The 24,871-nt window shown below is 65.4% G+C and carries 24 protein-coding genes and 4 tRNA genes; 24 read left to right on the plus strand and 4 right to left on the minus strand.

Going from position 1 to position 24,871, the window contains the following annotated elements:
- Position 1 precedes the first annotated feature (1 nt).
- Genes B4920_RS00350 through B4920_RS00360 form a run of 3 tightly spaced genes read left to right on the plus strand, consistent with a single transcriptional unit; the run spans position 2 to position 4,217 of the window.
- A complete protein-coding gene (locus B4920_RS00350; protein ID WP_079432620.1) occupies positions 2-1,732 on the plus strand; it encodes a hydrogenase maturation protein in 1,731 nt (576 codons plus the stop codon).
- Positions 1,729-3,225 carry a sigma-54 dependent transcriptional regulator gene (locus B4920_RS00355; RefSeq protein WP_079432621.1) on the plus strand — a complete coding sequence of 499 codons (1,497 nt, stop codon included), beginning with the start codon at positions 1,729-1,731 and terminating at the stop codon, positions 3,223-3,225. The genes B4920_RS00350 and B4920_RS00355 overlap by 4 nt, the downstream gene beginning before the upstream one ends.
- Positions 3,222-4,217, plus strand: a complete 996-nt coding sequence (locus tag B4920_RS00360; RefSeq protein WP_079432622.1) for a HupU protein — start codon at positions 3,222-3,224, stop codon at positions 4,215-4,217. Before B4920_RS00355 ends, B4920_RS00360 begins: the two co-directional genes overlap by 4 nt.
- Positions 4,218-4,229: 12 nt before the next feature.
- Here the strand turns inward: B4920_RS00360 and B4920_RS00365 are convergent, their stop codons facing one another.
- Complete coding sequence (locus B4920_RS00365) at positions 4,230-4,694, minus strand: DUF6249 domain-containing protein (protein ID WP_079432623.1); 465 nt, start codon at positions 4,692-4,694, stop codon at positions 4,230-4,232.
- Between the two features lie 138 nt (positions 4,695-4,832).
- Here B4920_RS00365 and B4920_RS00370 point away from each other — a divergent pair, with 138 nt between their 5' ends.
- From B4920_RS00370 to B4920_RS00380, 3 genes are all read left to right on the plus strand, one after another.
- Positions 4,833-5,438 carry an RNA polymerase sigma factor gene (locus B4920_RS00370; protein ID WP_161493214.1) on the plus strand — a complete coding sequence of 202 codons (606 nt, stop codon included), beginning with the start codon at positions 4,833-4,835 and terminating at the stop codon, positions 5,436-5,438.
- A 12-nt stretch (positions 5,439-5,450) separates the two neighbouring features.
- Positions 5,451-5,870 carry a hypothetical protein gene (locus B4920_RS00375; RefSeq protein WP_079432625.1) on the plus strand — a complete coding sequence of 140 codons (420 nt, stop codon included), beginning with the start codon at positions 5,451-5,453 and terminating at the stop codon, positions 5,868-5,870.
- A 119-nt stretch (positions 5,871-5,989) separates the two neighbouring features.
- Positions 5,990-7,432, plus strand: coding sequence for a nickel-dependent hydrogenase large subunit (locus B4920_RS00380; protein WP_079432626.1), 1,443 nt, complete (start codon positions 5,990-5,992; stop codon positions 7,430-7,432).
- Between the two features lie 19 nt (positions 7,433-7,451).
- Here the strand turns inward: B4920_RS00380 and B4920_RS00385 are convergent, their stop codons facing one another.
- The gene (locus B4920_RS00385) at positions 7,452-8,312 is read right to left on the minus strand and encodes an SH3 domain-containing protein (RefSeq protein WP_079432627.1); all 861 of its coding nucleotides are present in this window, start codon (positions 8,310-8,312) and stop codon (positions 7,452-7,454) included.
- A gap of 216 nt (positions 8,313-8,528) precedes the next feature.
- Here B4920_RS00385 and B4920_RS00390 point away from each other — a divergent pair, with 216 nt between their 5' ends.
- Positions 8,529-9,563 (plus strand): hypothetical protein, encoded by a 1,035-nt coding sequence (locus tag B4920_RS00390; protein WP_079432628.1) that lies wholly within the window; start codon positions 8,529-8,531, stop codon positions 9,561-9,563.
- A 9-nt stretch (positions 9,564-9,572) separates the two neighbouring features.
- Here the strand turns inward: B4920_RS00390 and B4920_RS00395 are convergent, their stop codons facing one another.
- Positions 9,573-10,010 carry a thioesterase family protein gene (locus tag B4920_RS00395; protein ID WP_079432629.1) on the minus strand — a complete coding sequence of 146 codons (438 nt, stop codon included), beginning with the start codon at positions 10,008-10,010 and terminating at the stop codon, positions 9,573-9,575.
- Positions 10,011-10,139: 129 nt separating this feature from the next.
- Here B4920_RS00395 and nikR point away from each other — a divergent pair, with 129 nt between their 5' ends.
- The 5 genes from nikR to rhtB all read left to right on the plus strand — a co-directional run bounded on the left by nikR (position 10,140) and on the right by rhtB (position 14,588).
- Complete coding sequence (nikR, locus tag B4920_RS00400) at positions 10,140-10,628, plus strand: nickel-responsive transcriptional regulator NikR (RefSeq protein WP_079432630.1); 489 nt, start codon at positions 10,140-10,142, stop codon at positions 10,626-10,628.
- 2 nt (positions 10,629-10,630) lie between these two features.
- Entirely contained in the window at positions 10,631-11,995 is a 1,365-nt protein-coding gene (locus tag B4920_RS00405; RefSeq protein WP_079432631.1) for a sensor histidine kinase, read from the plus strand.
- Positions 11,996-12,151: 156 nt separating this feature from the next.
- A complete protein-coding gene (locus B4920_RS00410; RefSeq protein WP_079432632.1) occupies positions 12,152-12,976 on the plus strand; it encodes a nickel transporter in 825 nt (274 codons plus the stop codon).
- A 271-nt stretch (positions 12,977-13,247) separates the two neighbouring features.
- A complete protein-coding gene (locus tag B4920_RS00415; RefSeq protein WP_139379393.1) occupies positions 13,248-13,964 on the plus strand; it encodes an energy transducer TonB in 717 nt (238 codons plus the stop codon).
- Positions 13,965-13,976: 12 nt separating this feature from the next.
- Positions 13,977-14,588: a homoserine/homoserine lactone efflux protein gene (gene rhtB, locus B4920_RS00420; RefSeq protein WP_079432634.1), complete on the plus strand. Its 612-nt coding sequence runs from the start codon at positions 13,977-13,979 to the stop codon at positions 14,586-14,588.
- Between the two features lie 7 nt (positions 14,589-14,595).
- Here the strand turns inward: rhtB and B4920_RS00425 are convergent, their stop codons facing one another.
- Complete coding sequence (locus tag B4920_RS00425) at positions 14,596-15,411, minus strand: HDOD domain-containing protein (RefSeq protein ID WP_079432635.1); 816 nt, start codon at positions 15,409-15,411, stop codon at positions 14,596-14,598.
- A gap of 114 nt (positions 15,412-15,525) precedes the next feature.
- Between B4920_RS00425 and B4920_RS00430 the strand changes: the two genes are divergently transcribed.
- From B4920_RS00430 to rpoB, 12 genes are all read left to right on the plus strand, one after another.
- Positions 15,526-15,610: transfer RNA gene (locus tag B4920_RS00430), tRNA-Tyr, on the plus strand.
- A gap of 71 nt (positions 15,611-15,681) precedes the next feature.
- Positions 15,682-15,755 (plus strand) — tRNA-Gly (locus B4920_RS00435).
- Between the two features lie 15 nt (positions 15,756-15,770).
- A tRNA-Thr gene (locus tag B4920_RS00440) sits at positions 15,771-15,845 on the plus strand.
- Between the two features lie 63 nt (positions 15,846-15,908).
- A complete protein-coding gene (tuf, locus tag B4920_RS00445) occupies positions 15,909-17,099 on the plus strand; it encodes an elongation factor Tu (protein ID WP_079432636.1) in 1,191 nt (396 codons plus the stop codon).
- Positions 17,100-17,160: 61 nt separating this feature from the next.
- Positions 17,161-17,236, plus strand: a tRNA-Trp gene (locus B4920_RS00450).
- Positions 17,237-17,260: 24 nt separating this feature from the next.
- Positions 17,261-17,614 (plus strand): preprotein translocase subunit SecE, encoded by a 354-nt coding sequence (secE, locus tag B4920_RS00455; protein ID WP_079432637.1) that lies wholly within the window; start codon positions 17,261-17,263, stop codon positions 17,612-17,614.
- On the plus strand, positions 17,611-18,144 hold the full coding sequence (nusG, locus tag B4920_RS00460) for a transcription termination/antitermination protein NusG (protein ID WP_079432638.1): 534 nt from the start codon (positions 17,611-17,613) through the stop codon (positions 18,142-18,144). Before secE ends, nusG begins: the two co-directional genes overlap by 4 nt.
- 93 nt (positions 18,145-18,237) lie before the next feature.
- Positions 18,238-18,669, plus strand: a complete 432-nt coding sequence (gene rplK, locus B4920_RS00465; RefSeq protein WP_079432639.1) for a 50S ribosomal protein L11 — start codon at positions 18,238-18,240, stop codon at positions 18,667-18,669.
- 2 nt (positions 18,670-18,671) lie between these two features.
- Positions 18,672-19,373 carry a 50S ribosomal protein L1 gene (gene rplA, locus B4920_RS00470; protein WP_079432640.1) on the plus strand — a complete coding sequence of 234 codons (702 nt, stop codon included), beginning with the start codon at positions 18,672-18,674 and terminating at the stop codon, positions 19,371-19,373.
- A 227-nt stretch (positions 19,374-19,600) separates the two neighbouring features.
- Positions 19,601-20,101, plus strand: a complete 501-nt coding sequence (rplJ, locus tag B4920_RS00475; protein ID WP_079432641.1) for a 50S ribosomal protein L10 — start codon at positions 19,601-19,603, stop codon at positions 20,099-20,101.
- A gap of 50 nt (positions 20,102-20,151) precedes the next feature.
- Positions 20,152-20,529, plus strand: coding sequence for a 50S ribosomal protein L7/L12 (rplL, locus tag B4920_RS00480; RefSeq protein WP_079432642.1), 378 nt, complete (start codon positions 20,152-20,154; stop codon positions 20,527-20,529).
- A 195-nt stretch (positions 20,530-20,724) separates the two neighbouring features.
- Positions 20,725-24,855, plus strand: a complete 4,131-nt coding sequence (rpoB, locus tag B4920_RS00485) for a DNA-directed RNA polymerase subunit beta (RefSeq protein WP_079432643.1) — start codon at positions 20,725-20,727, stop codon at positions 24,853-24,855.
- Positions 24,856-24,871: the final 16 nt, after the last annotated feature.

Genomic DNA, 24,871 nt, shown 5'->3' on the forward strand with positions numbered 1-24,871 from the left:
CGTGCGCATCCTGCTGCTGACCCACAGCTTCAACAGCCTGACCCAGCGCCTCTTCGAGGCGCTGGCGGTGCGCGGCCACGCACTGTCGGTGGAGTTCGACATCGCCGACTCGGTCACCGAGGAGGCGGTCGCGCTGTTCCAGCCGGACGTGCTGCTGGCGCCCTTCCTCAAGCGCACCATTCCCGAATCCCTGTGGTCGCGCCAGCTGTGCCTGATCGTCCATCCCGGCATCGTCGGCGACCGCGGCCCGTCGGCGCTGGACTGGGCGATCCAGTCCGGAGCGGCGGCGTGGGGCGTCACCGTGCTGCAGGCCGAGGCGGAGATGGACGCCGGCCCGGTGTGGGCCAGCTCGACCTTTCCGATGCGGGCGGCCAGGAAGTCCAGCCTGTACCGCAACGAGGTGACCGACGCGGCACTGGCTGCCGTGCTGGAAGCCCTCGACCGCGTGGACGACTGGCGTGCCGGCCGCTGGCAGCCGCGCCGCGTGCAGCCCGGCGACGGCGATGTGCGGGGCGGCCTGCAGCCGCTGATGCGCCAGGCCGACCGCACCATCGACTGGCTGCGCGACAGCAGCGCGCAGATCCTCGCCCGCCTGCGCGCGGCGGACGGTTTTCCCGGCGTGGCGGACAGCTTGTTCGGCGTGCCTTGCCATCTGTTCGACGCCCATCCGGCGCCCCTTGAGCCCGGCGCCACGCCCGGCGCACTGCTGGCCCGGCGGGACGGTGCGGTGCTGCGTGCCACGGTGGATGGGGCTGTGTGGATCGGCCACGTGAAACGCGGCGACCGGCCGGATGCGATCAAGCTGCCGGCTACGATCGCCTTTGCCGCCGAGGCCACCGGCCTGCCCGAGCGACCGGCCGAACTGTGGCGTGACGCCGCCGACGACGGCGCCGAACTGCGCTACCGGGAGGAGGCGGGTGGGGCAGTCGGCGTGCTGTCCTTCGATTTCTACAACGGGGCTATGGCCACCGACCAGTGCCGGCGCCTGATCGCCGCCATCGACTTCGCCCGCAGCCGGCCGACCCGCGTGCTGGTGCTGGAAGGCGGGGCGGATTTCTGGTCCAACGGCATCCACCTCAACCGCATCGAGGCCGTGCAGCTGGACGGCGGTTCGGCGGCCGATGCGTCGTGGGACAACATCAACGCGATGGACGACGTGTGCCTCGCCATCCTGCAGCTCACCGACCGCCTGACGGTGGCGGCCCTGCGCGGCAATGCCGGCGCCGGCGGCTGCTTCCTGGCGCTGGCCGCCGACCAGGTGTGGGCGCGGGGCGGGGTGATCCTCAACCCGCACTACAAGAACATGGGCAACCTGTACGGCTCGGAATACTGGACCTACCTGCTGCCGCGGCGGGTGGGGGCGGACGGCGCCCGCGCGATCATGGCCGCGCGCCTGCCCCTCGGTGCGCCACGGGCGGTGGAGGGCGGCCTCATCGACGCCTGCTTCGGCGCCGACCGGCCGGCCTTCGAGGCCGAGGTGCTGGCCCGCGCCACCGCTTTGGCCGTTGCGCCGGACTACGCCGAGCGCCTCGCCGCCAAGCAGGCCCGCCGGGCCGCCGACGAGGCCGCCAAACCGCTGGCCACCTACCGCGATGAAGAACTTGCCCACATGCGCCGCAACTTCTATGGCTTCGACCCCAGCTACCACGGCGCACGCTACCATTTCGTGATGAAGAGCCCCCAGTCCTGGACCCCCCGCCACCTCGCCCGTCACCGGGAGGTTGGCCGATGAATACCCCTTTCAAACCCGCCGCCCGCCTGCCGGCGGTGCTGGTGGTGGATGACGAAGTCCGTTCCCAGGAAGCCCTGCGCCGCACCCTCGACGAGGAGTTCGAGGTGTTTACCGCCTCGTCGGCGGAGGAGGCCGGCACCATCCTCGAACGGGAAGTGATCCAGGTGCTGCTGTGCGACCAGCGCATGCCCGGCGAGTCCGGGGTGGCTTTCCTCAAGCGCGTGCGCGAGCAGTGGCCGGACGTGGTGCGCATCATCATCTCCGGCTACACGGACTCGGAAGACATCATTGCCGGCATCAACGACGCAGGCATCTACCAGTATCTGCTCAAGCCCTGGCAGCCGGATCACCTGCTGATGGCGATCCGCAACGCCGCCGAGCTGCACCGCCTGCAGGCCGAGAACCAGCGCCTCAGCTTGGAGCTGCGTACCGCCGGGCCGGTGCTCAAAAAGCGCGTCGAGATGAAGTACGAACGGGTCAAGCGCGAGTTCGGCCTCGACGGGCTGACCCGCGCGCCGGGCAGTCCGCTCAACCCGGTTTGCGAGCTGATTGCCCAGGTCGCGCCCTTCGACCTGTCTGTGCTGATCTCCGGCGAGTCCGGCACCGGCAAGGAGATGATTGCGCGGGCGCTCCACTATCAGAGCAGCCGTGCCGACAAGGCCTTTGTCATCGAGAACTGCGGGGCGCTGCCCGACCAGCTGCTGGAGGCCGAGCTGTTCGGCTACAAGCGCGGCGCCTTCACCGGCGCCTACGAAGACCGCATCGGCCTGTTCCAGCAGGCGGACGGCGGCACCCTGTTCCTCGACGAGATCGGCGAGACCTCGCCGGCCTTCCAGGTCAAGCTGCTGCGAGTGCTGCAGGAGGGCGAGTTCCGCCCGCTCGGCAGCACGCGTCCGGTGACGGTGGATGTGCGGGTCATCGCCGCCACCAACCGGGATCTGGAAACCGAGGTGAGGGAAGGGCGCTTCCGTGAAGATCTGTACTACCGGTTGGCCATCGTGCCGTTGCACGTGCCGCCATTGCGCGAACGGCCGATGGACATCCCGCTGCTCGCCGAGCGCCTGCTGGAGGCCAGCCGCAACGCCCTCGGCAAGGACAGCGAGGGCTTCACGCAAGAGGCCCTGAACTGCATGGCCGCCTACCGCTGGCCGGGCAATGTGCGGGAGCTGCAGAACGCCATCCTGCGCATGCTGGCCCTGTCTTCCGAGCCGCGTTTGGGTGCCCACCTGCTGGCGCCGCGGGTGCTGCAGGCCGGCGCCGACGGCCGCGACGAGAGCCCCTATGACGGCGATCTGGAGGCAGTTGGCTTCAGCGGCACGCTGCAGGAGCGCGTCGATGCCCTCGAAGCCCGCGTGCTGAAGGAGACCCTGATCCGCCTGCGCTGGAACAAGACCCGCGCCGCCAACGAGCTGGGCCTGTCCCGCGTCGGCCTGCGCGCCAAGCTGGCCCGCTTCGGGCTGGACGGCGGCGACAAGGCGGGGGACGCGGAGTGAAGCTGTTGTGGCTGCAGTCCGGCGGTTGCGGCGGCTGCACGATGTCGCTGCTGTGCTCCGGCGCGCGGGATCTGCCCGGCCTGCTGGCGTCGGCGGGCATCGAGCTGGCCTGGCATCCGTCCCTGTCGGAAGCCACCGGTGACGAGGTGCGCGCGCTGCTCGCCGATTTCGAGTCCGGCCGCGAGCCCCTCGACCTGTTGTGCATCGAGGGCTCCCTGCTCACTGGCCCCAACGGCAGCGGCCGCTTCCACATGCTGGCGGGTACCGGCCGGCCGATGATCGCCTGGGTGCGTGCGCTGGCGGCCCGCGCCCGCTACACGCTGGGCATCGGCACCTGCGCGGCCTATGGCGGGATCACCGCCGCCGGCAACAACCCGGCGGGGGCGATCGGCCTGCAGTACGACGGCCAGCATCCGGGCGGGCTGCTGGGCGTGGATTACCGCTCGGCTGCCTGCCTGCCGGTGATCAACGTGGCGGGCTGCCCGACCCATCCGGACTGGGTGGTGGATACGCTGCTGGCGCTGGCCCTCGGCCAGTTCGCCGCAAGCGACCTGGACGCCCTCGGGCGGCCGCGCTTCTACGCGGATCAGCTGGTGCACCACGGCTGCACGCGCAACGAGTTCTACGAGTTCAAGGCCAGCGCCGAGAAACCCGGCGACCTCGGCTGCATGATGGAGCACATGGGCTGCAAGGGCACCCAGGCCCATGCCGACTGCAACATCCGTCCGTGGAACGGCGTCGGTTCATGCACCAACGGCGGCTACCCGTGCATCAGCTGCACCGAGCCCGGCTTCGAAGCGCCGGGCCACGCCTTTGCGCGCACGCCGAAGGTGGCGGGCATTCCGATCGGCCTGCCGTCGGACATGCCCAAGGCCTGGTTCGTCGCGCTGGCGGCGCTCTCAAAGTCGGCCACGCCGGCGCGGGTGCGCCATAACGCGGTGGCCGAGACGCCAGTCGTGGCGCCGGCCATCCGCAAGACCGGCTTGAAGTAAGGCGTGCCGGCGTCAGCCGGGGGACCGTCCGTCGTGGTGCTGGGGGGCGGGAGCCAGACTGCTGCCGGACTGCTGCCGCCGGGCATCCAGCCTGTACATGAGCAGATAGGCGGCGCCTGCTGCGGCCGGTACCAGGCCCCACACTGCGCGCTCGGGATGGCGGCTGCTGACCAGCAGCGCGATGGCGACCGCAATGCCGATGAAGAGCAGCAGCAGGCCACGCCGCAGGTAATCGGCCGGCGTCATTGCGGCGCGGCGCCCCCCTCCATTGAGCAGTTCCGGCGGTAGCGGTGACGGTTCGATGCCTCGCTCTATGGCGGCCATGCGCTCCGTGTGGATCAGTTCGGCGATGCGGGTGCGTCGCCGGTAGTGGAGCATGGTGCCCAGCATGGCGATGCCGATGCTCAGCACAATGGTGGCGAGGGGCACCGAGGCGCGCAGGATGGAGACCAGTTCGCTGGAGTCGTCGATGGACATGTGTGCATTTCCGTGTGATGGGTGATGTCCTTGATACCCGGCCGGCCGGTGACAGGTTTCGTGGCGGCGGCAAAATTTTTTTGCGTTCGGGTGAAACCGGATGGCATCGGGAGGGTATCAAGTGGCATGGACCTGAATGTGCCCCCTTTCCTGAACGCCGAGGATTCCGACGCCGCCCGCCGCGATGCGGACATCGTTGCGTTGCTGGAGCAGGGGGATGGGGGCGGCGCGTTCGAGCGCCTGGTGGCCCGCTACGAAGGGAAGGTCCATCGCCTGTGCATGGCTTTGCTGCGCGACGAGGCGCAGGCGCGGGATGCCGTCCAGGATGTGTTCCTGCGCGTGTGGCGGGCGCTGGGGACTTACGATCGCCGCAGTGCCGCGCCGTCCACCTGGCTGTACGCCATCGCCCGCAACCGCTGCCTGTCCCTGCTGGCGCGGCGCGACCCGGAGCATGCCTCCCTCAGCGTGCCAGAGGTGTGGGCGGAGGCCGAGGCACTGGCCGGGCTGCCGGATGTGTCCGGCGAGACGCCGGCGGCCCTGCTCGGACGCCTGGTGGACGACTTGCCGGTGGCTTACCGCAGCTGCCTGACGCTGTTCTACTACGAGGACCGCTCGGTGGCCGAGGTAGCGCAGATGCTGGGCTTGCCCGACGGCACCGTGAAGACCCACCTGCACCGGGCGCGCAAGCTGCTGCTCGCCGAATTCCAGCGCCGCGGGCTGGATGAACCGGGGCTGTGGCTGTAGGAAGGAGAGAGCATGGACAAGACGAATCCCGATACCGCCGAAGCCCGCGCGCTGCAGGTGCTGGACTGCGCTCTGGGCAAGGTGCTGACGCCGCCGGCGCTGCCTGACGGCTTCCGCCAGCAGCTGATGGCCGCCATGCTGCAGGATGCGGCGGCCGACCTGGCGGCCCGGCAGGCCACGCTGGAGGCGGAGCACGCCCGCTTGCTGGCCGGCCTGAAGGCAGATCACGTGAGGCTGCGCCGCGATACGCTGGCGATCGTGGTCGGCTCGGCCTTTGCGGCCGGCGCCGCGTCCATGCTGCTGGCGCCGTGGCTGGTGGAGGCGTGGACGCTGGATACCGCCTGGGTCGGCCCGGTGCTGACCAGTGTCCTCGGGCTGGGGCTGGCCGGCTGGGCCGGTCTGCGCCGCTTCGGTGTGCGGATCGGGAGCTAGCCGGGGCGGCGTTGTATCCTTCGGTCGAGACCACATTCTGTTCCGGCCGCCATGCTCCGTTGTTGCCCGCCTTTGCCGCTCCATTCCGAAACCGTCAAGGGCGTTGCCGGAGCGCGTCCGTGAGCCGGGTGACGGTGGGGCCTTTCAACCGTGTCGAGGGTGACCTGGAGGTCAGCCTGGAGATGGAGAACGGGCGGGTGGCCGCGGCTTACGTCAATTCGCCGCTGTTCCGCGGCTTCGAGCAGATCCTGGTCGGCCGCGAGGCGCTGGACGCGCTGGTGATCGTGCCGCGCATCTGCGGCATCTGTTCGGTATCCCAGTCGGCCGCGGCCGCCGCCGCGCTGGCCGATCTGGCCGGCGTGCAGCCGACGCCCAACGGCCGCCGGATGAGCAATTTGATCCTCGCCGCCGAGAACCTGGCCGACCATTTCACCCATTTCTACCTGTTCTTCATGCCGGATTTCGCCCGCGAGGCCTACCGGGCGCGGGCCTGGTTCCCGGCTGCCGAGGCGCGCTTCAAGGCGGTCAGCGGCACGGCGACGCGCGATGCATTGCCGGCGCGGGCGGGCTTCCTGCAGATCATGGGCCTGCTGGCCGGCAAGTGGCCCCACTCGCTGACCTTGCAGCCCGGCGGCGTGGCGCGGGCGCCTCAGGCGGCCGAGCGCCTGCGGGTTCTTGCGGCGCTGCGGGAGTTTCGCGGCTGGCTGGAGCGGCAGCTGTTCGGCGAGAAGCTGGAGGCCATCGCGGCCCTCGACTCCCAGGTCGCGCTGCATCGCTGGATGGACAGCCGGCCGGCGGAGGCCAGCGATTTCCGCCTGTTCCTGGAGATTGCCGAAGATCTGCAGCTGGCGCGCTACGGACGGGGTACGGACCGCTTCCTGAGCCATGGCGCCTATCCGAAAGTCGGCGGCGGCTGGTTGTTCCCGCGCGGTGTGCTCGACCTGCCGGCGGGGGCGCTGCAGCCTTTCCTGCCCGGCGACGTGCTGGAGGACGTCAGCCACGCCTGGCTGGAGGACGAGCCGCCGCGCCATCCGTCGGAAGGCGAAACGCGGCCGGTGGAGGATAAGCCCGGCGCCTACACGTGGTGCAAGGCGCCGCGCTGGCAGCAGCAGGTGGTGGAGTGCGGGGCACTGGCCCGCCAGGCTGTCGCCGGCCATCCGCTGGTCCGCGAGCTGGTGGCCCACGGCGGCGGCAATGTGTTCAGCCGGGTGGTAGCCCGCCTTCTGGAACTGGCCATCGTGGTGCCGGCGATGGAAGGCTGGCTGCGCGACGTGGACGACAGCCCGTTCTGTGCCCAGGTGGCGCTGCCCGGCGACGGGCGGGGTGTGGGCCTGGTGGAGGCAGCCCGAGGCGCGCTGGGGCACTGGATCACCCTGCGCGGTGGGCACATCAGCCGTTATCAGATCATCGCCCCGACGACCTGGAACTTCTCGCCACGGGACGCTGCGGACATTCCCGGTGCGCTGGAGCAGGCCCTGGTCGGCCTGCCGGAAGACCAGCCCCTGCTGGTGCAGCACGTGGTGCGCAGTTTCGATCCGTGCATGGTGTGCACGGTGCACTGAGCGCTGCGGCTGGGCCCGTTCAGCGGTTGCCGGGGCGTTCTTCCCGCGGCCCTTCCGGACGTGGGCCGCGGTCGTGGCCGGTGCCGCGCTCCTGGCGCGGCGGTGGGCCGGCGTCGCGCGGTGGTTCGGGCCGGGCCGGCATCGGTGAGAAGGCTCGCGGCGGCTCCTGGCGCGGTGCGGTGTGTTGTTCGGGGCGGGGCTGTGCGTTCGGCATGCTGCCGCCACTCCAGCCGGGGTTCGGGGCCGGCATGGCGTTGCGCGGCGGAACCTGCTGCGGCATGACCTCCTGGTGGGGCGGCGGATTGCGGTCCCGAGGACGCTCTCGTTCCCCTGCGTCTTCCTGCCGGCGTTGTTCGCGTCCCCAATCCCGCTCCCGGCCCCGTTCGATACGCTGGGGTGGATAAGGCTGGCTCCAGCCGGCGGGAGGCGGCATGGTCCGTGGCGGGTACATGGGCGCGACCGGCGGCGGCCGCTCGCGCCAGCGTTCCTGCCACCGCTCCCGCTCGCCATACCAGGGCTGGCGACGGTAATGGGCGCCCCAGTAGTCGCCGATGATGAAGCTGATCAGCGGGATGCCGAGGGTCGGTCCGTACTGCAGGATGGGTACGCTGTCGCCCATCCATGGGTAGTACAGGCCGCCAGCGAAGACCCAGCCGCGGGCGCCGAAGGAAAGCCGCACGTCGCACCACTGGTAGTCCGGCAGGCACCCGAAAAGGCGTGCTTCCATGCCGGGCGACAGGGTCATCAGAATGGGGTAGTCGGGCGCCGGGCCGGCGTACAGCTGGATCGGTTCCGCAATGAAGACGGTCTGGGCGTGGGCGGCGGCCGGCAGCAGGGCCGCTAAAAGGGCAAGGGGGCGGAGCAGGGGGGCGACAGGCATGATGGACTCCCGGAATGGGCCGGGTCAGGGCGAAAGGCGAAGGATCCTGCTTTCATCTTAGAGCCCCTTCGTAAGGTCTTGGGCGGGACTCTGTAAGCGCAGATTACCACCGGCAGCCCTTGCCCATGAAAGCCTGTCGGCCCCTCATCGGGCGGTAAAGTTGTGGGGCGGAGCGCCGTAGAGCAGGGCATCTTCACGCCTGTACCGAGGTTCGCCATGAAAATCGCCGCATCCAGCATGGACATGCTTGCCAGCAACCGCAGCCAGGCTACGCGCACGGTGGAAGAGCGTCTGGCGGCGTGGGTCGGGCGCCGGCCCGATGCGCCCGGGGAGGGCCGTTCGCCGCGCGGAGTGGTGGTCTCTGAGGCCGGCCGTCAGGTTCTCAGCCAGGAGCAGGCCCAGGCCGCGGCTGCGGTGGGGAAGCCGGACGATGACGACGGGACGAAGAACGATCCCAAGCTGGCGCTGCTCAAGTCCATCATCGAGCAGCTGACCGGTCAGCGCATCCACCTGATGTCGGCCGATGAACTGGGCGCCGCGCCGGTGAGTACGGCCGCCCCCGCAGCGCAGGACCAGGCGCCAGCACCCGAATTCGGCATTGCCTACGACCGGACGGAAACCCGCACGGAGTCGGAGGAAAGTCATTTTTCGGCGAGCGGCACGATTCAGACTGCCGATGGCAAGCGCATCGATTTCAGCGTCGCGCTGTCGATGAGCCGCAGCGAGACGACAACCAGCAGCCTGAGCCTGCGGGCCGGCAATGCGGTGAGCAAGGATCCGCTGGTGATCAACTTCGATGGCGAGGCGGCCAGCCTCAGCAGCCAGCGCTTCGGTTTCGACCTGATGGGCGACGGCCAGCAGGTGGACATGCCGCTGCTCGGCCAGGGCAGTGGCTTCCTGGTTCTGGATGCGGTGGATAGTGGCCAGGTGACGTCTGGCCGCCAGCTGTTCGGGCCGGCCAGTGGCGACGGCTTTGCCGATCTGGCCAAGTACGACGGCGATGCCAGCGGCTGGATCGACGAGGCCGACGCGGTGTTCGACCGCCTCGGGGTGTGGACGCCCGACGCCAGCGGCGGTGGCAGCGTACGTTCCCTGCGCGATGCCGGCGTCGGGGCGCTCTACCTCGGCCGCACGGCGACCCCGTTCACCCTGAAGGAGAGCAGCGAGCTGGGGGCCATCCGCAGCACCGGGGTGTATGTCGCCGAGGACGGCCGCGTCGGGACGATGCAGCAGGTGGACGTGAACGTCTGAGGGCTGCCCTTACGCGGCCTCCGGGGTGCTGATCTTGGCCCTGAAGGCCGGCGGGATGAGGGCGGCGCGTCTGGCCGCGTAGTCGAAGAACAGGATGCCTATCTTGCCGCGGGCCACCTCGCGGCCGCTGGCCTTGTCGGCAACCGTCCACATCAGGTCGAAGCCGTACTTGTTGAAGTCGGCGGGCGCCATCGAGAACGCCAGGGTCTCGCCGTGGAAGGCTTCCGACTTGTACTGCAGTGCCGCGTCGGCGACCACGATGCCGACCCCTTCCACGTCCAGCTCGTCGTAGCCGAAGGAGCGGAAGAAGCGTACCCGCGCCTCCGACAGCAGCGCGATGAGGGCGGCGTTGTCGAGGTGCTGGGCCTTGTTGATGTGGGTGATGTAGATCGGGATGTCGGTCGAGAAGAGGAACTGCTCGGGCAGTTCGATCTGGATGCGGGCCATGGGCGTCCTTCGTGGAGGGCTATGTCATTGGCTCGATTATCGCAGTGCAGCGAAGGGCGTGGGGGCGTCGATTGCGGCGGACGGGAGCGCGGGGCAGAATGCTTCGCCTGACCTTGCCTGGAGCGCCCCGTGGAACGTTTCACCATCTCCCTCGACGAAGATCTGGCCCGCGAGTTCGATGCGCTGATCGCTGCGCGCGGCTACTCGAACCGTTCCGAGGCGGTGCGCGACATTCTGCGCGCCCAGCTGGAGAGCAACCGGCTGGCGCGGGAGGAAGCGGGGCACTGCATCGCCAACCTGTCCTATGTTTACAACCATCACGAGCGCGAGCTGGCGGAGCGTGTCACCCATGACCAGCACGAGCACCACGACCTGTGCGTGGCGACGCTGCATGCGCACCTGGATCACGACAACTGCATGGAAAGCGTGATCCTGCGCGGGCCGACGGCAGAGGTGCGGGCCTTTGCCGATGCGCTGATCGCCAAGCCGGGCATCCGCCACGGCGCACTGAACCTGGTGACGGCGGAGTTTGGCGCGCAGAGCCACACCCATGGGCATAGCCATCCGCATGCCGATGGGCACGCCCCTCCCCATGGCCATTACCGGCCGCGGAGCTGAGTATGGCGGACGGTGAGCGTCGCCTGCCCGATTCCTCGGCCCTGCTGGCCGCGGCGCCGGAAGGGGTGGGGGAGGGTGCCTGGATCGACGTGATCCAGAAGATGGACGAGGTGTATTCCGACCTGCTGCAGTACGAGGTCGCGCTCGAGGAGAAGAACGCCAAACTGGAGGAAAGCCAGGGCTTCATCCTGTCGGTGCTGACCTCGATCTCCGACATCCTGGTGGTGTGCGACCGGCGCGGGCGCATCGAGGAAGTGAACCGTTCGCTGGAGGCCTTCACCGGGCGGGCCTCCGAAGTGCTGCGTGGCAGTCCGTTCTTCGATCTGCTGGCCGATCCGGCGGCCATCGAGCTGGCCCGTGGCTGGTTCGCGCTGCGTGGCGATGCGCCCATCCATGATTGCGAACTGTCCCTGCGGGCTGCCGATGGCAGTGCAGTGCCGGTGTCCCTCAACTGCACGCCGCGCTATTCGTCGGTGGGCAAGTCACTGGGGATGGTGATCACCGGGCGGCCGGTGGGGGAACTGCGCAAGGCCTATTCGGCGCTGCGCCAGGCCCATGACGATCTCAAACGGACCCAGCAGCAGCTGCTGCACTCGGAGAAGATGGCCTCCCTCGGCCGCCTGGTGGCCGGGGTGGCCCATGAACTCAACAACCCGATCAGCTTCATTCTCGGCAACACCCATGCGCTCAAGCGTTATGCGGGGCGCCTGGCGGAGTACCTGGCGGCGGTGCATGCCTGCGAGCAGCCGGAGGTCTTGAGCGAGCTGCGCCAGCGCCTGCGCATCGACCGCATCCTGGGCGATCTGGATCCGCTCATCGAGGGCACCATCGAAGGGGCTGAGCGGACCCGCGACATCGTCGATGGCCTCAAGCGCTTCTCGGCGCTGGACCGGGAGGAGAGCAGCCGTTTCGACCTGGTGGCGGTGATCGGCCGCTCGGTGACCTGGGTGTGCAAGGCGGCGCCGGAACGCTTTACGGTGGATGTCCGCCTGCCCGCCGAATTGCCGGTGAGCGGCTCCTCGGGGCAGATGCAGCAGGTGGTGATGAACCTGGTCCAGAACGCCAGCGATGCCACCGCCGGCCAGGGTGCCGCGCGGCTGCAGATAGACGGGACGGTCGAGGACGGCGCGGTGGTCGTGCGCTTCCACGACAACGGGCCCGGCATTGACGCGCGCCATCTGCCGCATATCTTCGACCCCTTTTTCACCACCAAGCCGGTGGGTAGTGGAACCGGCCTGGGTTTGTCGATCAGTTACGGCATCGTCGAACGCCACGGCGGTGCGCTGACGGCCGGCAATCATCCCGACGGTGGCGCGGAGTTCGTGTTGCGGCTGCCGCGAGCGGGAGATGGGCAGGGACGGTCGTGATGGTCTGGAAGCGTCCTTTTCCCTGTAACGACTGTTTTGGCAGCGTGCTTGTCGTCGTCTGTAGATCGGGCCCTGTCGGGACGTGATGTGGCGCTTTGGCACGATTGTTGTATGAACTAAGATAGTTTCTTCATACGGATCGTCCGGGATCGCGCCATGACTGCCTTGCCTTCCGACCACCTCGCGCTCGTGCTGCTGGTTTTCGTTCTGGGGCTTAAGCACGGCTTCGATGCCGACCACCTCGCCACCATCGATGGTCTGACCCGCTTCAATGCCCGCGCCAATCCGGGCTGGGCGCGTTACTGCGGAACCCTGTTCTCCGTTGGCCACGGTGTGGTGGTGGTGGCCATTGCGCTGGCGGTGAGCCTGCTGTCCGGCGCGTGGTCGGCGCCTGAGTGGCTGGAGTTGTCGGGGGCGTGGATCTCGATCGCCTTCCTGGTCCTGCTCGGCGTGCTCAATTTGCGTGCGGTCTTCGCCGCCGAAGCGCACGAAGTGGTGCATCCGGTGGGCCTCAAGGGGCGCTGGCTGGGGCGCCTCGGACAGGCTGCCCATCCGGGGGGGGTGGCCCTGGTGGGGGCGCTGTTCGCGCTGTCTTTCGACACGGTGAGCCAGGCGGCACTGTTCGCGATGGCCGGCGTGCAGGTCGGGGGCTGGCTGCCGGCGGCCGGGCTGGGCCTGGTCTTCATGCTCGGTATGCTGATCGCCGATGGGGCCAACGGCTGGTGGATTGCCCGCCTGATTGCCCGCGCCGATGACACCGCGCGGATCGCGTCGCGGGTGATGGCGCTGGCGGTGGCCGGTATGAGCCTGCTGGTGGCCGCTTACGGACTGGCCCGGATGGTGTCGCCCGATCTGGAGGCCTGGGGGGAAGGCAAGGAACTGGCGCTGGGCCTTGCGGTGGTCGGGGTGATCTTTGGCAGTTTCGTGCTGGGGCTGCGGCTGGCCCGGGCGCGCGAGGTGGCTTCCCAACCGGTGGCCTGAGGGCCGCGTCATGTTGGGGTTCGTCCACTGATCGGGGACAATTCGGTAGGATCCGTCCCCTCGACCTTGATCGATCTTAAGGTCGCCCAGCGGCCGGCGCGGCAGATTACGCACTCTGCCGGGGCTCTGGATACGGATCGAGCACAGTGCCGGCCATACCGACTTACTACGACGAGCACCCTTTGAAGACCGATACCCCTCCTACCGGCAAGCTTTCTGCGCGGGCGTCCGGAGCGCTTTACCTGCGCGTGACCGCCGGTATTGTCCTGTGATGACGGATCGCGGCGTGCTCGTTGCGCTGGCCGCGTCGATGGCCCTGCATGGCGCGGCGCTGGGGCTCGGCGGCTTCGCGCCGGCTGCAGTCACGATGCCCCCGCGCCTTCTCGAGGCGCGCCTGGTGCAGGAGGAGGTGCTGCCCGAAAAACCCAAGGCGCCGCCGCGCCAGGAGGCGCCTCCGCGGCCGGCCAGACCGGAGGCTGCCAGGTCCGAGACGCGTCATCCGCCAGCCGCGGCTCCGATTGCGTCGGCGCCGGCCCGTCTGGTCAGCGAGCAGCCCGCCGAGCGACCGGCAGCAACAGTGGTCAGCGGGCCGTCCGCTGTATCCCCGTTTGTCGTTGCCCAGGGAACGGGGGCCCCGGCCGGTGTTGCCAGTTCGCCGTCGGTGGGGGCCGGGATCGCGGCTGCGGCACCAGCCTATTCGCCAGCCAGTTTCAACGCCGGCTACCTGCACAATCCCAAGCCCGCCTACCCGATGATGGCCCGTCGGCGTGGTCTGGAAGGTATCGTACGCCTTGATGTGCGGGTGTCCGTGGACGGCATTCCGACAGCGGTCAAGATCCGGGAGAGCTCCGGGCATGAAAGCCTCGACGAGGCGGCGGCGACGGCGGTGTGGCACTGGAAATTCGTGCCGGCCAAGCGCGGCGGCGAGCCGATCGAGGACACGGTGGTGGTGCCGGTGCGTTTTCGTCTCGGCGACGACGCCGGTTGATTGGAGATTCGTATGGCCTTGCATCTATGGTTGGGTTTCTTTCTGACGACGCTGGTGGTGGCCCTGTCCCCCGGGCCAGGGGCGGTGCTGAGCATGAGCGTCGGGCTGCGCCATGGCTATCGTCATGCGCTGAAGGCCATCTGCGGGCTGCAGACGGCCCTGCTGCTGCAACTGACCTTGGTCGCGCTGGGATTGGGGGCCTTGCTGGCGGCCTCTGAGCTGGCGTTTCTGGTCGTCAAGCTGGCCGGCGCGGCCTATCTGGTGTGGCTGGGAATCCAGCGCTGGCGGGAGCCGATGGCGCTCGGTGAGCCAGGCCCGGAAGTGAATCGGGGTTTCTATCGCCAGGGCATCCTGGTCAATCTGGGCAATCCGAAGGCGATCGTTTTCATCGCTGCACTGGTGCCTCAGTTCATCGATCCGCTGGCTCCCCAGTTGCCGCAGTTCGCGGTGATCGCGTTGACCATGTGCAGCCTCGATACGGCGGTTATGTCGTGCTATGCACTGCTGGCGAGCCGTTTTCGAGGTGTGCTGGCCAGCCCGCGCCGCGGCCTGCTCGCCAACCGGGTCTTCGGCGGCATCTTTGTGGCTGCCGGGGCGCTGCTGGCAGGCACCTCCCGCCAGTGAGCGGGCTTCAGCTGCGCCCGGTGAATTCGGTGAACAAGCGGTCCAGCTCGTCTTCGTCGACTCCGAACGCCTCCTGAACGGGAGCCGCCCAGTCGGTCCAGTCGGGTGACGGCCCGTCGCGCAGGCGGCGGCCAATGGCCAGCAGAAGCGCGATCCGGCGTGGATTGTCGGCCAGCCGCCCGGCCAGCTGGGGGTCGTGGTGGCAGCGGATCGCGTCGCAGACCACCTCCGGAAGTCGCCAGTTGCGGGCGACCAGGAAACCGGCGGCCGCGTGGTCGCAGCCTGTCAGTGCGTTGACCGCGCGGGTGCCGGCTTCCAGTGCCGGACCGCTTTGGCGCAGCAAGCGGGCGTGTTCGGGAGCGCGGCGCAGCAGGACGGCGACACCCGCATCCTGCATCAGGGCCGCGAGATAGGCCGTGTCGGCCCAGGCCCGATGCTCCGTGCCGCGGCAGAACAGATAGCTGAGATCCGCTGCGCGGGCACTCGCCTGCCACAGGGCTTCAATGGCTGCCGCATCCAGGCCGACACACTGGCCGCGCATCGCGGTGCTGGCTGCGGTGGCGAGGGTTCGCACCCGGCCCAGCATGGTGATCGCCTCATGGACAGAGCGGGGGGCACTGCGTGGCCGGAATACCGGGGAGTTTGCCACGCGCAGCAAAGCCCCGGTCAGCGCGGGATCGTGGGCGATGGCCGCAGTGAACTCCCGCGGTCCCGCATCTTCGTCGGTTGCCGCTGCCTGTAGGCGCAGAAAGCCGGCGCCGGGGCTCGGCAGGACTACGCCGCTGGAGAGGATTGCGGCAACGAGTACATCCTGGTCAGTCATGGGCAGAGAGATATCCTGTGAGAAGTCATTTCACTACAGCCGGGACAATCCCACAAAAAAACAAAATAGTGTTTGACAGCTTTTTTATGCCTACCTATAATGCGCGTCTCGTTTGGAGGGGTTCCCGAGCGGTCAAAGGGATCAGACTGTAAATCTGACGGCACTGCCTTCGAAGGTTCGAATCCTTCCCCCTCCACCAGCGGTTTTGCTGTTAGCTCCGCCCGCAGGTCGCGGTGTTGTGAGTGGTGAATGTGAGTCGTACGTTGTAAAGCGGGTGTAGCTCAATGGTAGAGCAGAAGCCTTCCAAGCTTATGACGAGGGTTCGATTCCCTTCACCCGCTCCAGGTTGAGTGTGTGAGGCCCATGTAGCTCAGTGGCAGAGCACTCCCTTGGTAAGGGAGAGGTCGGCAGTTCAATCCTGCCCATGGGCACCACGGTTTGGTGCGGCAGCTCAGGGTGAGTACCCGGTTTTCTGATTTTTTTGCGGAGTTGATGACATGGCAAAGGAAAAGTTCGAGCGGAAAAAGCCGCACGTGAACGTTGGCACGATTGGTCACGTTGACCATGGCAAGACGACGCTGACGGCTGCAATCACGACCGTTCTGTCGCGCAAGTTCGGCGGCGAGGCGAAGGCCTACGACCAGATCGATGCGGCGCCGGAAGAAAAGGCTCGTGGTATCACCATTAACACCGCGCACGTCGAATACGAAACCGAGACCCGTCACTATGCTCACGTTGACTGTCCGGGTCACGCTGACTACGTGAAGAACATGATCACCGGTGCCGCCCAGATGGACGGCGCCATCCTGGTGTGTTCCGCCGCTGACGGCCCGATGCCGCAGACCCGCGAGCACATCCTGCTGGCCCGTCAGGTTGGTGTGCCCTTCATCATCGTCTATCTGAACAAGTGCGACATGGTTGACGACGAAGAGCTGCTCGAGCTGGTTGAAATGGAAGTGCGCGAGCTGTTGTCCAAGTACGACTTCCCGGGCGACGACGTGCCCATCATCAAGGGTTCCGCCCTGAAGGCGCTGGAAGGCGATCAGTCCGATATCGGCGAGCCGTCCATCTTCCGTCTGGCTGATGCGCTGGATTCCTACATTCCGACCCCGGAGCGCGCGATCGATCTGCCGTTCCTGCTGCCGATCGAAGACGTGTTCTCCATCTCCGGTCGTGGTACCGTGGTGACCGGTCGTGTCGAGCGCGGCATCGTCAAGGTCGGTGAAGAAATTGAAATCGTCGGCATCAAGCCGACCGTCAAGACCATCTGCACCGGCGTGGAAATGTTCCGCAAGCTGCTGGATCAGGGTCAGGCTGGCGATAACGTGGGCGTGCTGCTGCGCGGCACCAAGCGTGAAGACGTCGAGCGCGGCCAGGTGCTGTGCAAGCCGGGCTCCATCAAGCCGCATACCCACTTCACCGGTGAAGTGTATGTGCTGTCGAAGGAAGAAGGCGGTCGTCACACCCCGTTCTTCAACAACTACCGTCCGCAGTTCTACTTCCGTACTACGGACGTGACGGGCTCCATCTCCCTGCCGGAAGGCACCGAGATGGTGATGCCGGGCGACAACATTTCCATGACCGTCAAGCTGATTGCTCCGATCGCCATGGAAGAAGGTCTGCGTTTCGCCATCCGTGAAGGCGGTCGTACCGTCGGCGCCGGTGTGGTTGCCAAGGTTATCGAGTAATACTCGATAGTCGTACTCGAAGAGCCCTGCTTCCCGTGGGGTTCTTCGTAGTCTCTGCTGCAGGGGTATAGCTCAACTGGCAGAGCGTCGGTCTCCAAAACCGAAGGTTGGGGGTTCGATTCCCTCTGCCCCTGCCATAGTTAATTCGGACGCAAGTTTCAATGGCCGACAAAATCAAGTTTGCGCTGGCACTGGTCTTACTGGTGGCCGGCGTTGTGGGCTTCTATCTGCTCTCCGAGCAGGCGATGGTTCTGCGCGTCCTTTCGGTGCTCGCGGGTGTTGCGCTGTGCGCTGCTGTGGCTTGGAAAACCGAGCCTGGGCAGCGTTTTGCCGTTTTCGCCAACGAAACGGTAGCGGAAACCAAGAAGGTCGCCTGGCCTTCCCGCAAGGAAACGTTTCAGACCACCGGGATCGTTTTTGCTTTCGTGGTGATCATGGCGGTTTTCCTGTGGGTGACCGACAAGACCCTCGAGTGGACCCTTTATGACCTGATCCTGGGCTGGAAAAAATCATGAGCAAGCGTTGGTACGTGGTACACGCCTATTCCGGCTTTGAAAAGTCGGTGCAGCGGGCGCTCGTCGAGCGTATTGCTCGAGCAGGCATGCAGGATTTCTTTGGCCAGATTCTCGTTCCCGTCGAAGAAGTCGTGGAAATGCGGAACGGTCAGAAGAGCATCTCCGAGCGCAAGTTTTTCCCCGGCTACGTGCTGGTGGAAATGGAGATGAACGACGATAGCTGGCATTTGATCAAGTCGACGCCCAAGGTTACCGGCTTTGTTGGCGGCACGGCCAACAAGCCAACGCCGATTTCCGAAAAGGAAGTCGAGAAGATCATGCAGCAGATGCGGGATGGTGTCGACAAACCGCGTCCGAAGGTGCTGTTTGAAGTGGGTGAAATGGTGCGCGTGAAGGAGGGCCCGTTTACCGATTTCAATGGTTCCGTCGAAGAAGTCAATTACGACAAGAGCAAGATCCGTGTGTCGGTGACCATCTTTGGTCGTGCGACGCCGGTTGAGCTGGATTTTGGTCAGGTCGAAAAGACCTGACCCCGCCAGGGCGCTGCGGCGCCCTGTTTTGAGCCCGCAAGGGCGGAGGAGCGCGGACATTCCGCGCGCTAGCACTCAATAAGGAGTTGCCGAATGGCAAAGAAGATTATTGGCTACATCAAGCTGCAGGTCCCTGCAGGTAAAGCCAACCCCAGTCCCCCGATCGGTCCGGCCCTCGGCCAGCGCGGCCTCAACATCATGGAGTTCTGCAAGGCGTTCAACGCCCAGACCCAAGGTCTTGAGCCCGGCCTGCCGATCCCCGTGGTGATCACCGCCTTCGCCGATAAGAGCTTCACCTTCGTGATGAAGTCTCCCCCGGCCACGATTCTGATCAAGAAGGCTGCCGGTATCCAGAAGGGTTCCCCCAAGCCCCATACCGACAAGGTTGGCAAGATCACCAAAGCCCAGTGCGAAGAAATCGCCAAGGTCAAGGTCAAGGATCTCACCGCTGCCGACGTCGAAGCCGCTATCCGTACCATTGCTGGTTCCGCCCGCAGCATGGGCATCACCGTAGAGGGTCTGTAATCATGGCGAAGCTTTCCAAGCGCGGTCAGGCCCTGCGTGCCAAGGTCGACCGTAACAAGACCTACCCGCTGACCGAAGCCCTGGCCCTGGTCAAGGATTGTGCCACTGCCAAGTTTGACGAGTCCGTCGATATCGCGGTGAACCTCGGCGTTGATGCCAAGAAGTCCGACCAGCTGGTTCGTGGCTCCGTGGTGCTGCCTGCCGGTACTGGCAAGAGCGTCCGCGTTGCCGTGTTTGCCCAGGGTGACAAGGCTGAAGCTGCCCGTGCGGCGGGTGCCGATGTGGTTGGTTTCGACGATCTCGCCGAGCAGGTGAAGGGCGGCACGATCGACTTCGATCTGTGCATCGCCACCCCGGACGCAATGCGTGTCGTCGGCGCCCTTGGCCAGATCCTCGGCCCCCGCGGTCTGATGCCGAATCCGAAGGTTGGCACCGTGACCATGGATGTGACCACCGCTGTCAAGAATGCCAAGGCTGGCCAGGTTCAGTACCGCACCGACAAGGCTGGTCTGATCCACGCTACCGTGGGCCGCGCCTCCTTCTCTGTGGAAGCGCTGCAGCAGAACGTGAACGCCCTGATCGACGCGCTGGTCAAGGCCAAGCCCGCCGCTTCCAAGGGTGTGTATCTCCGCAAGGTTGCCGTGTCGTCCACCATGGGCGCCGGTGTCCGTGTGGAACCCGCAACTGTCACTGCACAGCAGTAACTAGAACTTTGGGACGGCCAGTCGTCGCAAGATGACTGGCCGGATCGTCAAAGACCGCAGGTGCAGTCCGGCTCCGGCAGGGCTGCTTAATCACCGAAAGCCTGCGTAGACGGTGCCCCAGACAGGATTTCCGCTTTTCGTGCCAACGAAAGGCAAAGCTCCTGATCCAGGTCGCCGTAGGTGCGATGAAGCTTTCATCGCGTGTTGACTTGATAGGAGGAAAGACTTTGAGTCTGAATCTCGACGACAAAAAGGCCGTAGTGGCCGAGGTGTCGGCGCAAGTAGCGAACGCCCAGACCATCATCGTGGCTGAGTACGCAGGTATTGCGGTGGGTAATCTCACCACGCTGCGTGCCAAGGCTCGCGAGTCCGGCGTTTATCTGCGCGTGCTGAAGAACACCCTGGCCCGTCGTGCCGTGGCGGATACGTCCTTCGCCGGGCTGTCCGATCAAATGATCGGCCCGCTGATCTACAGCATTTCCGCTGATCCCGTGGCTGCCGCCAAGGTCCTCGCCGATTTCGCGAAGACCAACGACAAGCTGGTGCTGAAGGCTGGTTCCTACGCTGGCAAGGTGCTCGATAAGGCTGGCGTGCAAGCCCTGGCCTCGATCCCCGGCCGCGAAGAACTGCTCGCCAGGCTCGTCGGCGTCATGCAGGCCCCGGTTTCCGGCTTTGCCGTTGTGCTGGGCGCCCTCGCCAAGAAGCGTGAAGAAGAAGCCGCGGCCTGATTGGTCGATCCCCGGCAAAACGTACGAAATTAGATCTGGAGTATTTTGAGATGGCAATTACCAAAGAAGACATCCTCGAAGCCGTTGGCGCGCTGACCGTTATCGAACTGAACGACCTGGTCAAGGCGTTCGAAGAGAAGTTTGGCGTTTCCGCCGCTGCCCTGGCTGTCGCCGCTCCTGGCGCTGCTGGTGGGGCTGCTGCTGCTGTCGAAGAGCAGACCGAGTTCAACGTCGTGCTGCTGGCCGCCGGCGACAAGAAGGTTGAAGTGATTAAGGTTGTCCGCGCCGTGACCGGCCTGGGCCTGAAGGAAGCCAAGGACCTCGTCGATGGCGCTCCGAAGCCCGTGAAGGAAGGCATCGCCAAGGCCGACGCCGAAGCGCTGAAGAAGCAGCTCGAAGACGCGGGCGCGAAGGTCGAAATCAAGTAATTTTGATCTCCCGCAAGGGGCTGATGCCGTTTTGGCATCGGCCCTTTTGCGCTTTCTGTTTTCTGTTTCAACCGTCCATGCCAGACGACAAAAAAGAGCGTTCGACGCAGATTAAAGCGCGCCATGCGTTGAATCAAGTGTCCGAAATGCTGTCTTTTGTCTTCTGACGTCCGACTTCTCAGACCCGGAGCATCTATGGCGTACTCCTACACCGAGAAAAAGCGCATTCGTAAAAGCTTCGCCAAGCGCGCAGCTGTCAAGAATGTGCCTTATCTGCTGGCCACTCAGCTTGAATCCTATGCGTCTTTCCTGCAGGCAGATACTCTGCCTGCAGCGCGGGCAAATCAAGGTCTTCAGGCTGCCTTCAATTCCATTTTTCCGATTACCAGCCACAGCGGCAACGCTCGGCTGGAATTCGTGCAATTCAATCTCGGTGAGCCCGCCTTCGATGTGAAGGAGTGTCAGCAACGCGGCCTTACGTATGCATCGCCGCTGCGGGCACGGGTCCGTCTGGTCATCCTGGACAAGGAAGCGGCCAAGGAGACCATCAAGGAAGTCAAGGAGCAGGAAGTGTACATGGGCGAAATTCCGCTCATGACCAACAACGGCTCCTTCGTCGTGAACGGTACCGAGCGGGTCATCGTGTCCCAGCTGCACCGTTCCCCCGGCGTGTTCTTCGAGCATGACCGCGGCAAGACCCACTCTTCGGGCAAGCTGCTGTTCTCCGCGCGGATCATCCCCTACCGCGGCTCCTGGCTTGACTTCGAGTTCGATCCGAAGGACTACCTGTACTTCCGCGTGGACCGTCGCCGCAAGATGCCGGTGACCATCCTGCTGAAGGCGATCGGCATGTCGCCGGAAGAGATCCTGGCCACTTTCCACGACTTTGAGAAATTCACGCTGCTGGGCGAGGGCGCACAGTTCGGATTGGTTCCCGACCGCCTGCGTGGCGAAATGGCGAAATTCGATGTCGTGGACGCGTCTGGCAAGGTCATCGTGACCAAGGACAAGCGGATTACCGCCAAGCACATCCGCGAACTGGCGACTGCCGGTATCGACGTGGTCACCGTGCCGGATGACTTCCTGCTGGGGCGTGTGCTGGCCACCAACATCGTCAGCCCCGATGGCGAGCTGGTTGCGCGCGCCAACGAAGAGATCACCGAAGACGTCCTTGACAAGCTGCGGGATGCCGGTGTCACCGATTTCAACACGCTGTACCTGAACGACCTGGACCGCGGTTCGCACATTTCCCAGACCCTGCGGACGGACGAAACGGCCGACCAGTGGGCTGCCCGCGTGGCAATCTACCGCATGATGCGTCCGGGCGAGCCGCCCACGGAAGATGCCGTCGAAGCGCTGTTCCAGGGCCTGTTCTACCTGCCCGAGCGTTACGACCTGTCGGTTGTCGGCCGCATGAAGTTCAATCGCCGTGCCTACCCAGAGAAGCTGGACGACAAGGCGCCCGATTGGCAGAAGCGTCTCTACGAGACCGTCGGTCGCAAGGATGGTGAAGGTCCGGGCACCCTGTCCAACGAGGACATCCTGGCGGTTGTCGGCGTGCTTGTCGAACTGCGTAACGGCCGCGGCGAGATCGACGATATCGACCACCTTGGCAACCGTCGCGTGCGTTCCGTCGGCGAACTGGCCGAGAACCAGTTCCGTGCCGGTCTGGTGCGTGTCGAGCGGGCGGTAAAGGAGCGTCTTGGCCAGGCCGAGAGCGACAATCTGATGCCGCACGACCTGATCAATGCGAAGCCGATCAGCGCCGCCATCAAGGAGTTCTTCGGTTCCAGTCAGTTGTCCCAGTTCATGGACCAGACCAATCCGCTGGCCGAGATCACCCACAAGCGCCGCGTGTCGGCCCTTGGCCCGGGCGGTCTGACCCGCGAGCGCGCCGGCTTCGAAGTGCGAGATGTGCACCCGACCCACTACGGCCGCGTGTGTCCGATCGAAACGCCGGAAGGTCCGAACATCGGCCTGATCAACTCGCTGGCGCTGTTTGCCCGCACCAATCAGTACGGCTTCCTCGAGACCCCGTACCGCAAGGTGGTGGACAGCAAGATCACCGACCAGATCGACTACCTGTCGGCTATTGAGGAAGGTCAGTACGTGATCGCCCAGGCGAACGCGGAAATCGACGCCGAAGGCAAGCTGATCGACGAGCTGGTGTCCTGCCGTATCCGCGGCGAATCGATGCTGGTGACCGCCGACCAGATCCAGTACATGGACGTGGCGCCAGGTCAGATCGTGTCTGTGGCGGCCTCACTGATTCCGTTCCTGGAACACGACGACGCGAACCGCGCACTGATGGGCGCCAACATGCAGCGTCAGGCGGTGCCCTGCCTGCGTCCGGAGAAGCCTTTCGTCGGTACCGGTATCGAGCGCACCGTGGCGGTGGACTCGGGTACTGCCGAACAGGCGCGGCGCGGCGGTATCGTCGACTACGTGGATGCCAACCGTATCGTGATCCGCGTGAACGACGATGAAACCGTGGCTGGTGAAGTCGGTGTCGATATCTACAACTTGATCAAGTACACCCGCTCCAACCAGAACACCAACATCAACCAGCGTCCGGTGGTGAAAGTGGGCGACGTGGTGGCGCGCGGCGACGTGATCGCCGACGGTGCTTCCACCGACATGGGCGAACTGGCGCTTGGCCAGAACATGTTGATCGCCTACATGACCTGGAACGGCTACAACTTCGAAGATTCGATCCTGATCTCCGAACGCGTGGTGGCGGATGACCGCTTCACCTCGATCCACATCGAGGAACTGACCGTCGTTGCCCGTGACACCAAACTGGGCCCCGAAGAAATCACCCGTGATATCGCATCCCTCGGCGAAGCACAGCTGTCCCGCCTCGACGAGTCCGGCATCGTTTACATCGGCGCGGAAGTCGAAGCCGGTGACGTGCTGGTCGGCAAGGTGACGCCGAAGGGCGAAACCCAGCTGACGCCGGAAGAAAAGCTGCTGCGCGCGATCTTCGGCGAGAAGGCTTCCGATGTGAAGGATACTTCGCTGCGCGTGCCGTCCGGCATGAACGGCGTGGTCATTGACGTGCAGGTGTTCACCCGCGAAGGTATCGAGCGCGACAAGCGTGCCCAGTCGATCATCGACGACATGCTGCGCGGCTTCAAGACTGATCTGGCCGACCAGATGCGTATCGTGGAGCGCGATGCCTTCGAGCGTATCGAGCGGATGATCATCGGTCAGCCGGCTAACGGTGGTCCGAAGCGTCTGGCCAAGGGGGCCGCGATCACCAAGGAATATCTGGAAGGTCTCGAGCACTACACCTGGTTCGACATCCGCATGGCCGACGAGGCCATCGCGGCGCAGATGGAGTCCGTGCGCGAAGCCCTCGAGAAGACCCGCAAGGACTTCGATCTGGCCTTCGAAGCCAAGAAGAAGAAGCTCACCCAGGGCGACGAACTGCCGCCGGGCGTGCAGAAGATGGTCAAGGTGTACCTCGCCGTGAAGCGTCGTCTGCAGCCTGGTGACAAGATGGCCGGCCGTCACGGTAACAAGGGTGTGGTCTCCAAGATCGTTCCGGTTGAAGACATGCCGTACATGGAAGACGGTACGCCGATGGACATCGTGCTGAACCCGTTGGGCGTGCCGTCGCGGATGAACATCGGTCAGGTGCTGGAAACCCATCTGGGCTGGGCTGCCAAGGGCCTCGGCAACAAGATCGACAGCATGCTGCGTGCCAAGGCCACTGCCGCCGAGGTTCGCGGTTTCCTGGAAGAGATCTATAACGATAGTGGCAAGCCTGAGGAAATCAGCGACTTCAGCGAAACCGAAGTGTTCGAACTGGCGCATAACCTGCGCAAGGGCGTGCCTTTCGCAACCCCCGTCTTCGACGGCGCGGAAGAAGATGAAATTCAGGGCATGCTCGAGCTGGCAGGTCTGCCGTCCAGTGGTCAGGTCAACCTGTTCGATGGCCGCACCGGCGAGCCCTTCGAGCGTCAGGTGACCGTCGGCTACAAGCACATGCTGAAGCTGCACCACTTGGTCGACGACAAGATGCATGCCCGTTCCACCGGTCCGTACTCCCTGGTTACTCAGCAGCCGCTGGGTGGTAAGGCTCAGTTCGGTGGTCAGCGTTTCGGGGAAATGGAAGTGTGGGCACTCGAGGCCTACGGTGCCGCCTACACGCTGCAGGAAATGCTTACCGTCAAGTCGGACGACGTTACCGGCCGGACCAAGGTGTACGAAAACATCGTCAAGGGCGAGCACAAGATCGATGCCGGTATGCCGGAATCCTTCAACGTGCTGGTCAAGGAAATTCGCTCTCTGGCCATCGATATCGATCTGGACCGCTACTAAGCGGCCGGTTTCGACG

Source organism: Zoogloea sp. LCSB751 (assembly GCF_002028455.1).
Lineage (GTDB): Bacteria > Pseudomonadota > Gammaproteobacteria > Burkholderiales > Rhodocyclaceae > Zoogloea.

Excerpts from the sequence above, each read along its gene's own strand:
- B4920_RS00355 (WP_079432621.1), top strand. The coding sequence starts at position 1,729 with ATGAATACCCCTTTCAAACCCGCCGCCCGCCTGCCGGCGGTGCTGGTG.
- B4920_RS00365 (WP_079432623.1), bottom strand. The coding sequence starts at position 4,694 with ATGTCCATCGACGACTCCAGCGAACTGGTCTCCATCCTGCGCGCCTCG.
- B4920_RS00375 (WP_079432625.1), top strand. The coding sequence starts at position 5,451 with ATGGACAAGACGAATCCCGATACCGCCGAAGCCCGCGCGCTGCAGGTG.
- B4920_RS00385 (WP_079432627.1), bottom strand. The coding sequence starts at position 8,312 with ATGCCTGTCGCCCCCCTGCTCCGCCCCCTTGCCCTTTTAGCGGCCCTG.
- B4920_RS00390 (WP_079432628.1), top strand. The coding sequence starts at position 8,529 with ATGAAAATCGCCGCATCCAGCATGGACATGCTTGCCAGCAACCGCAGC.
- B4920_RS00395 (WP_079432629.1), bottom strand. The coding sequence starts at position 10,010 with ATGGCCCGCATCCAGATCGAACTGCCCGAGCAGTTCCTCTTCTCGACC.
- B4920_RS00405 (WP_079432631.1), top strand. The coding sequence starts at position 10,631 with ATGGCGGACGGTGAGCGTCGCCTGCCCGATTCCTCGGCCCTGCTGGCC.
- B4920_RS00410 (WP_079432632.1), top strand. The coding sequence starts at position 12,152 with ATGACTGCCTTGCCTTCCGACCACCTCGCGCTCGTGCTGCTGGTTTTC.
- B4920_RS00415 (WP_139379393.1), top strand. The coding sequence starts at position 13,248 with ATGACGGATCGCGGCGTGCTCGTTGCGCTGGCCGCGTCGATGGCCCTG.
- rhtB (WP_079432634.1), top strand. The coding sequence starts at position 13,977 with ATGGCCTTGCATCTATGGTTGGGTTTCTTTCTGACGACGCTGGTGGTG.
- B4920_RS00425 (WP_079432635.1), bottom strand. The coding sequence starts at position 15,411 with ATGACTGACCAGGATGTACTCGTTGCCGCAATCCTCTCCAGCGGCGTA.
- tuf (WP_079432636.1), top strand. The coding sequence starts at position 15,909 with ATGGCAAAGGAAAAGTTCGAGCGGAAAAAGCCGCACGTGAACGTTGGC.
- secE (WP_079432637.1), top strand. The coding sequence starts at position 17,261 with ATGGCCGACAAAATCAAGTTTGCGCTGGCACTGGTCTTACTGGTGGCC.
- nusG (WP_079432638.1), top strand. The coding sequence starts at position 17,611 with ATGAGCAAGCGTTGGTACGTGGTACACGCCTATTCCGGCTTTGAAAAG.
- rplK (WP_079432639.1), top strand. The coding sequence starts at position 18,238 with ATGGCAAAGAAGATTATTGGCTACATCAAGCTGCAGGTCCCTGCAGGT.
- rplA (WP_079432640.1), top strand. The coding sequence starts at position 18,672 with ATGGCGAAGCTTTCCAAGCGCGGTCAGGCCCTGCGTGCCAAGGTCGAC.
- rplL (WP_079432642.1), top strand. The coding sequence starts at position 20,152 with ATGGCAATTACCAAAGAAGACATCCTCGAAGCCGTTGGCGCGCTGACC.
- rpoB (WP_079432643.1), top strand. The coding sequence starts at position 20,725 with ATGGCGTACTCCTACACCGAGAAAAAGCGCATTCGTAAAAGCTTCGCC.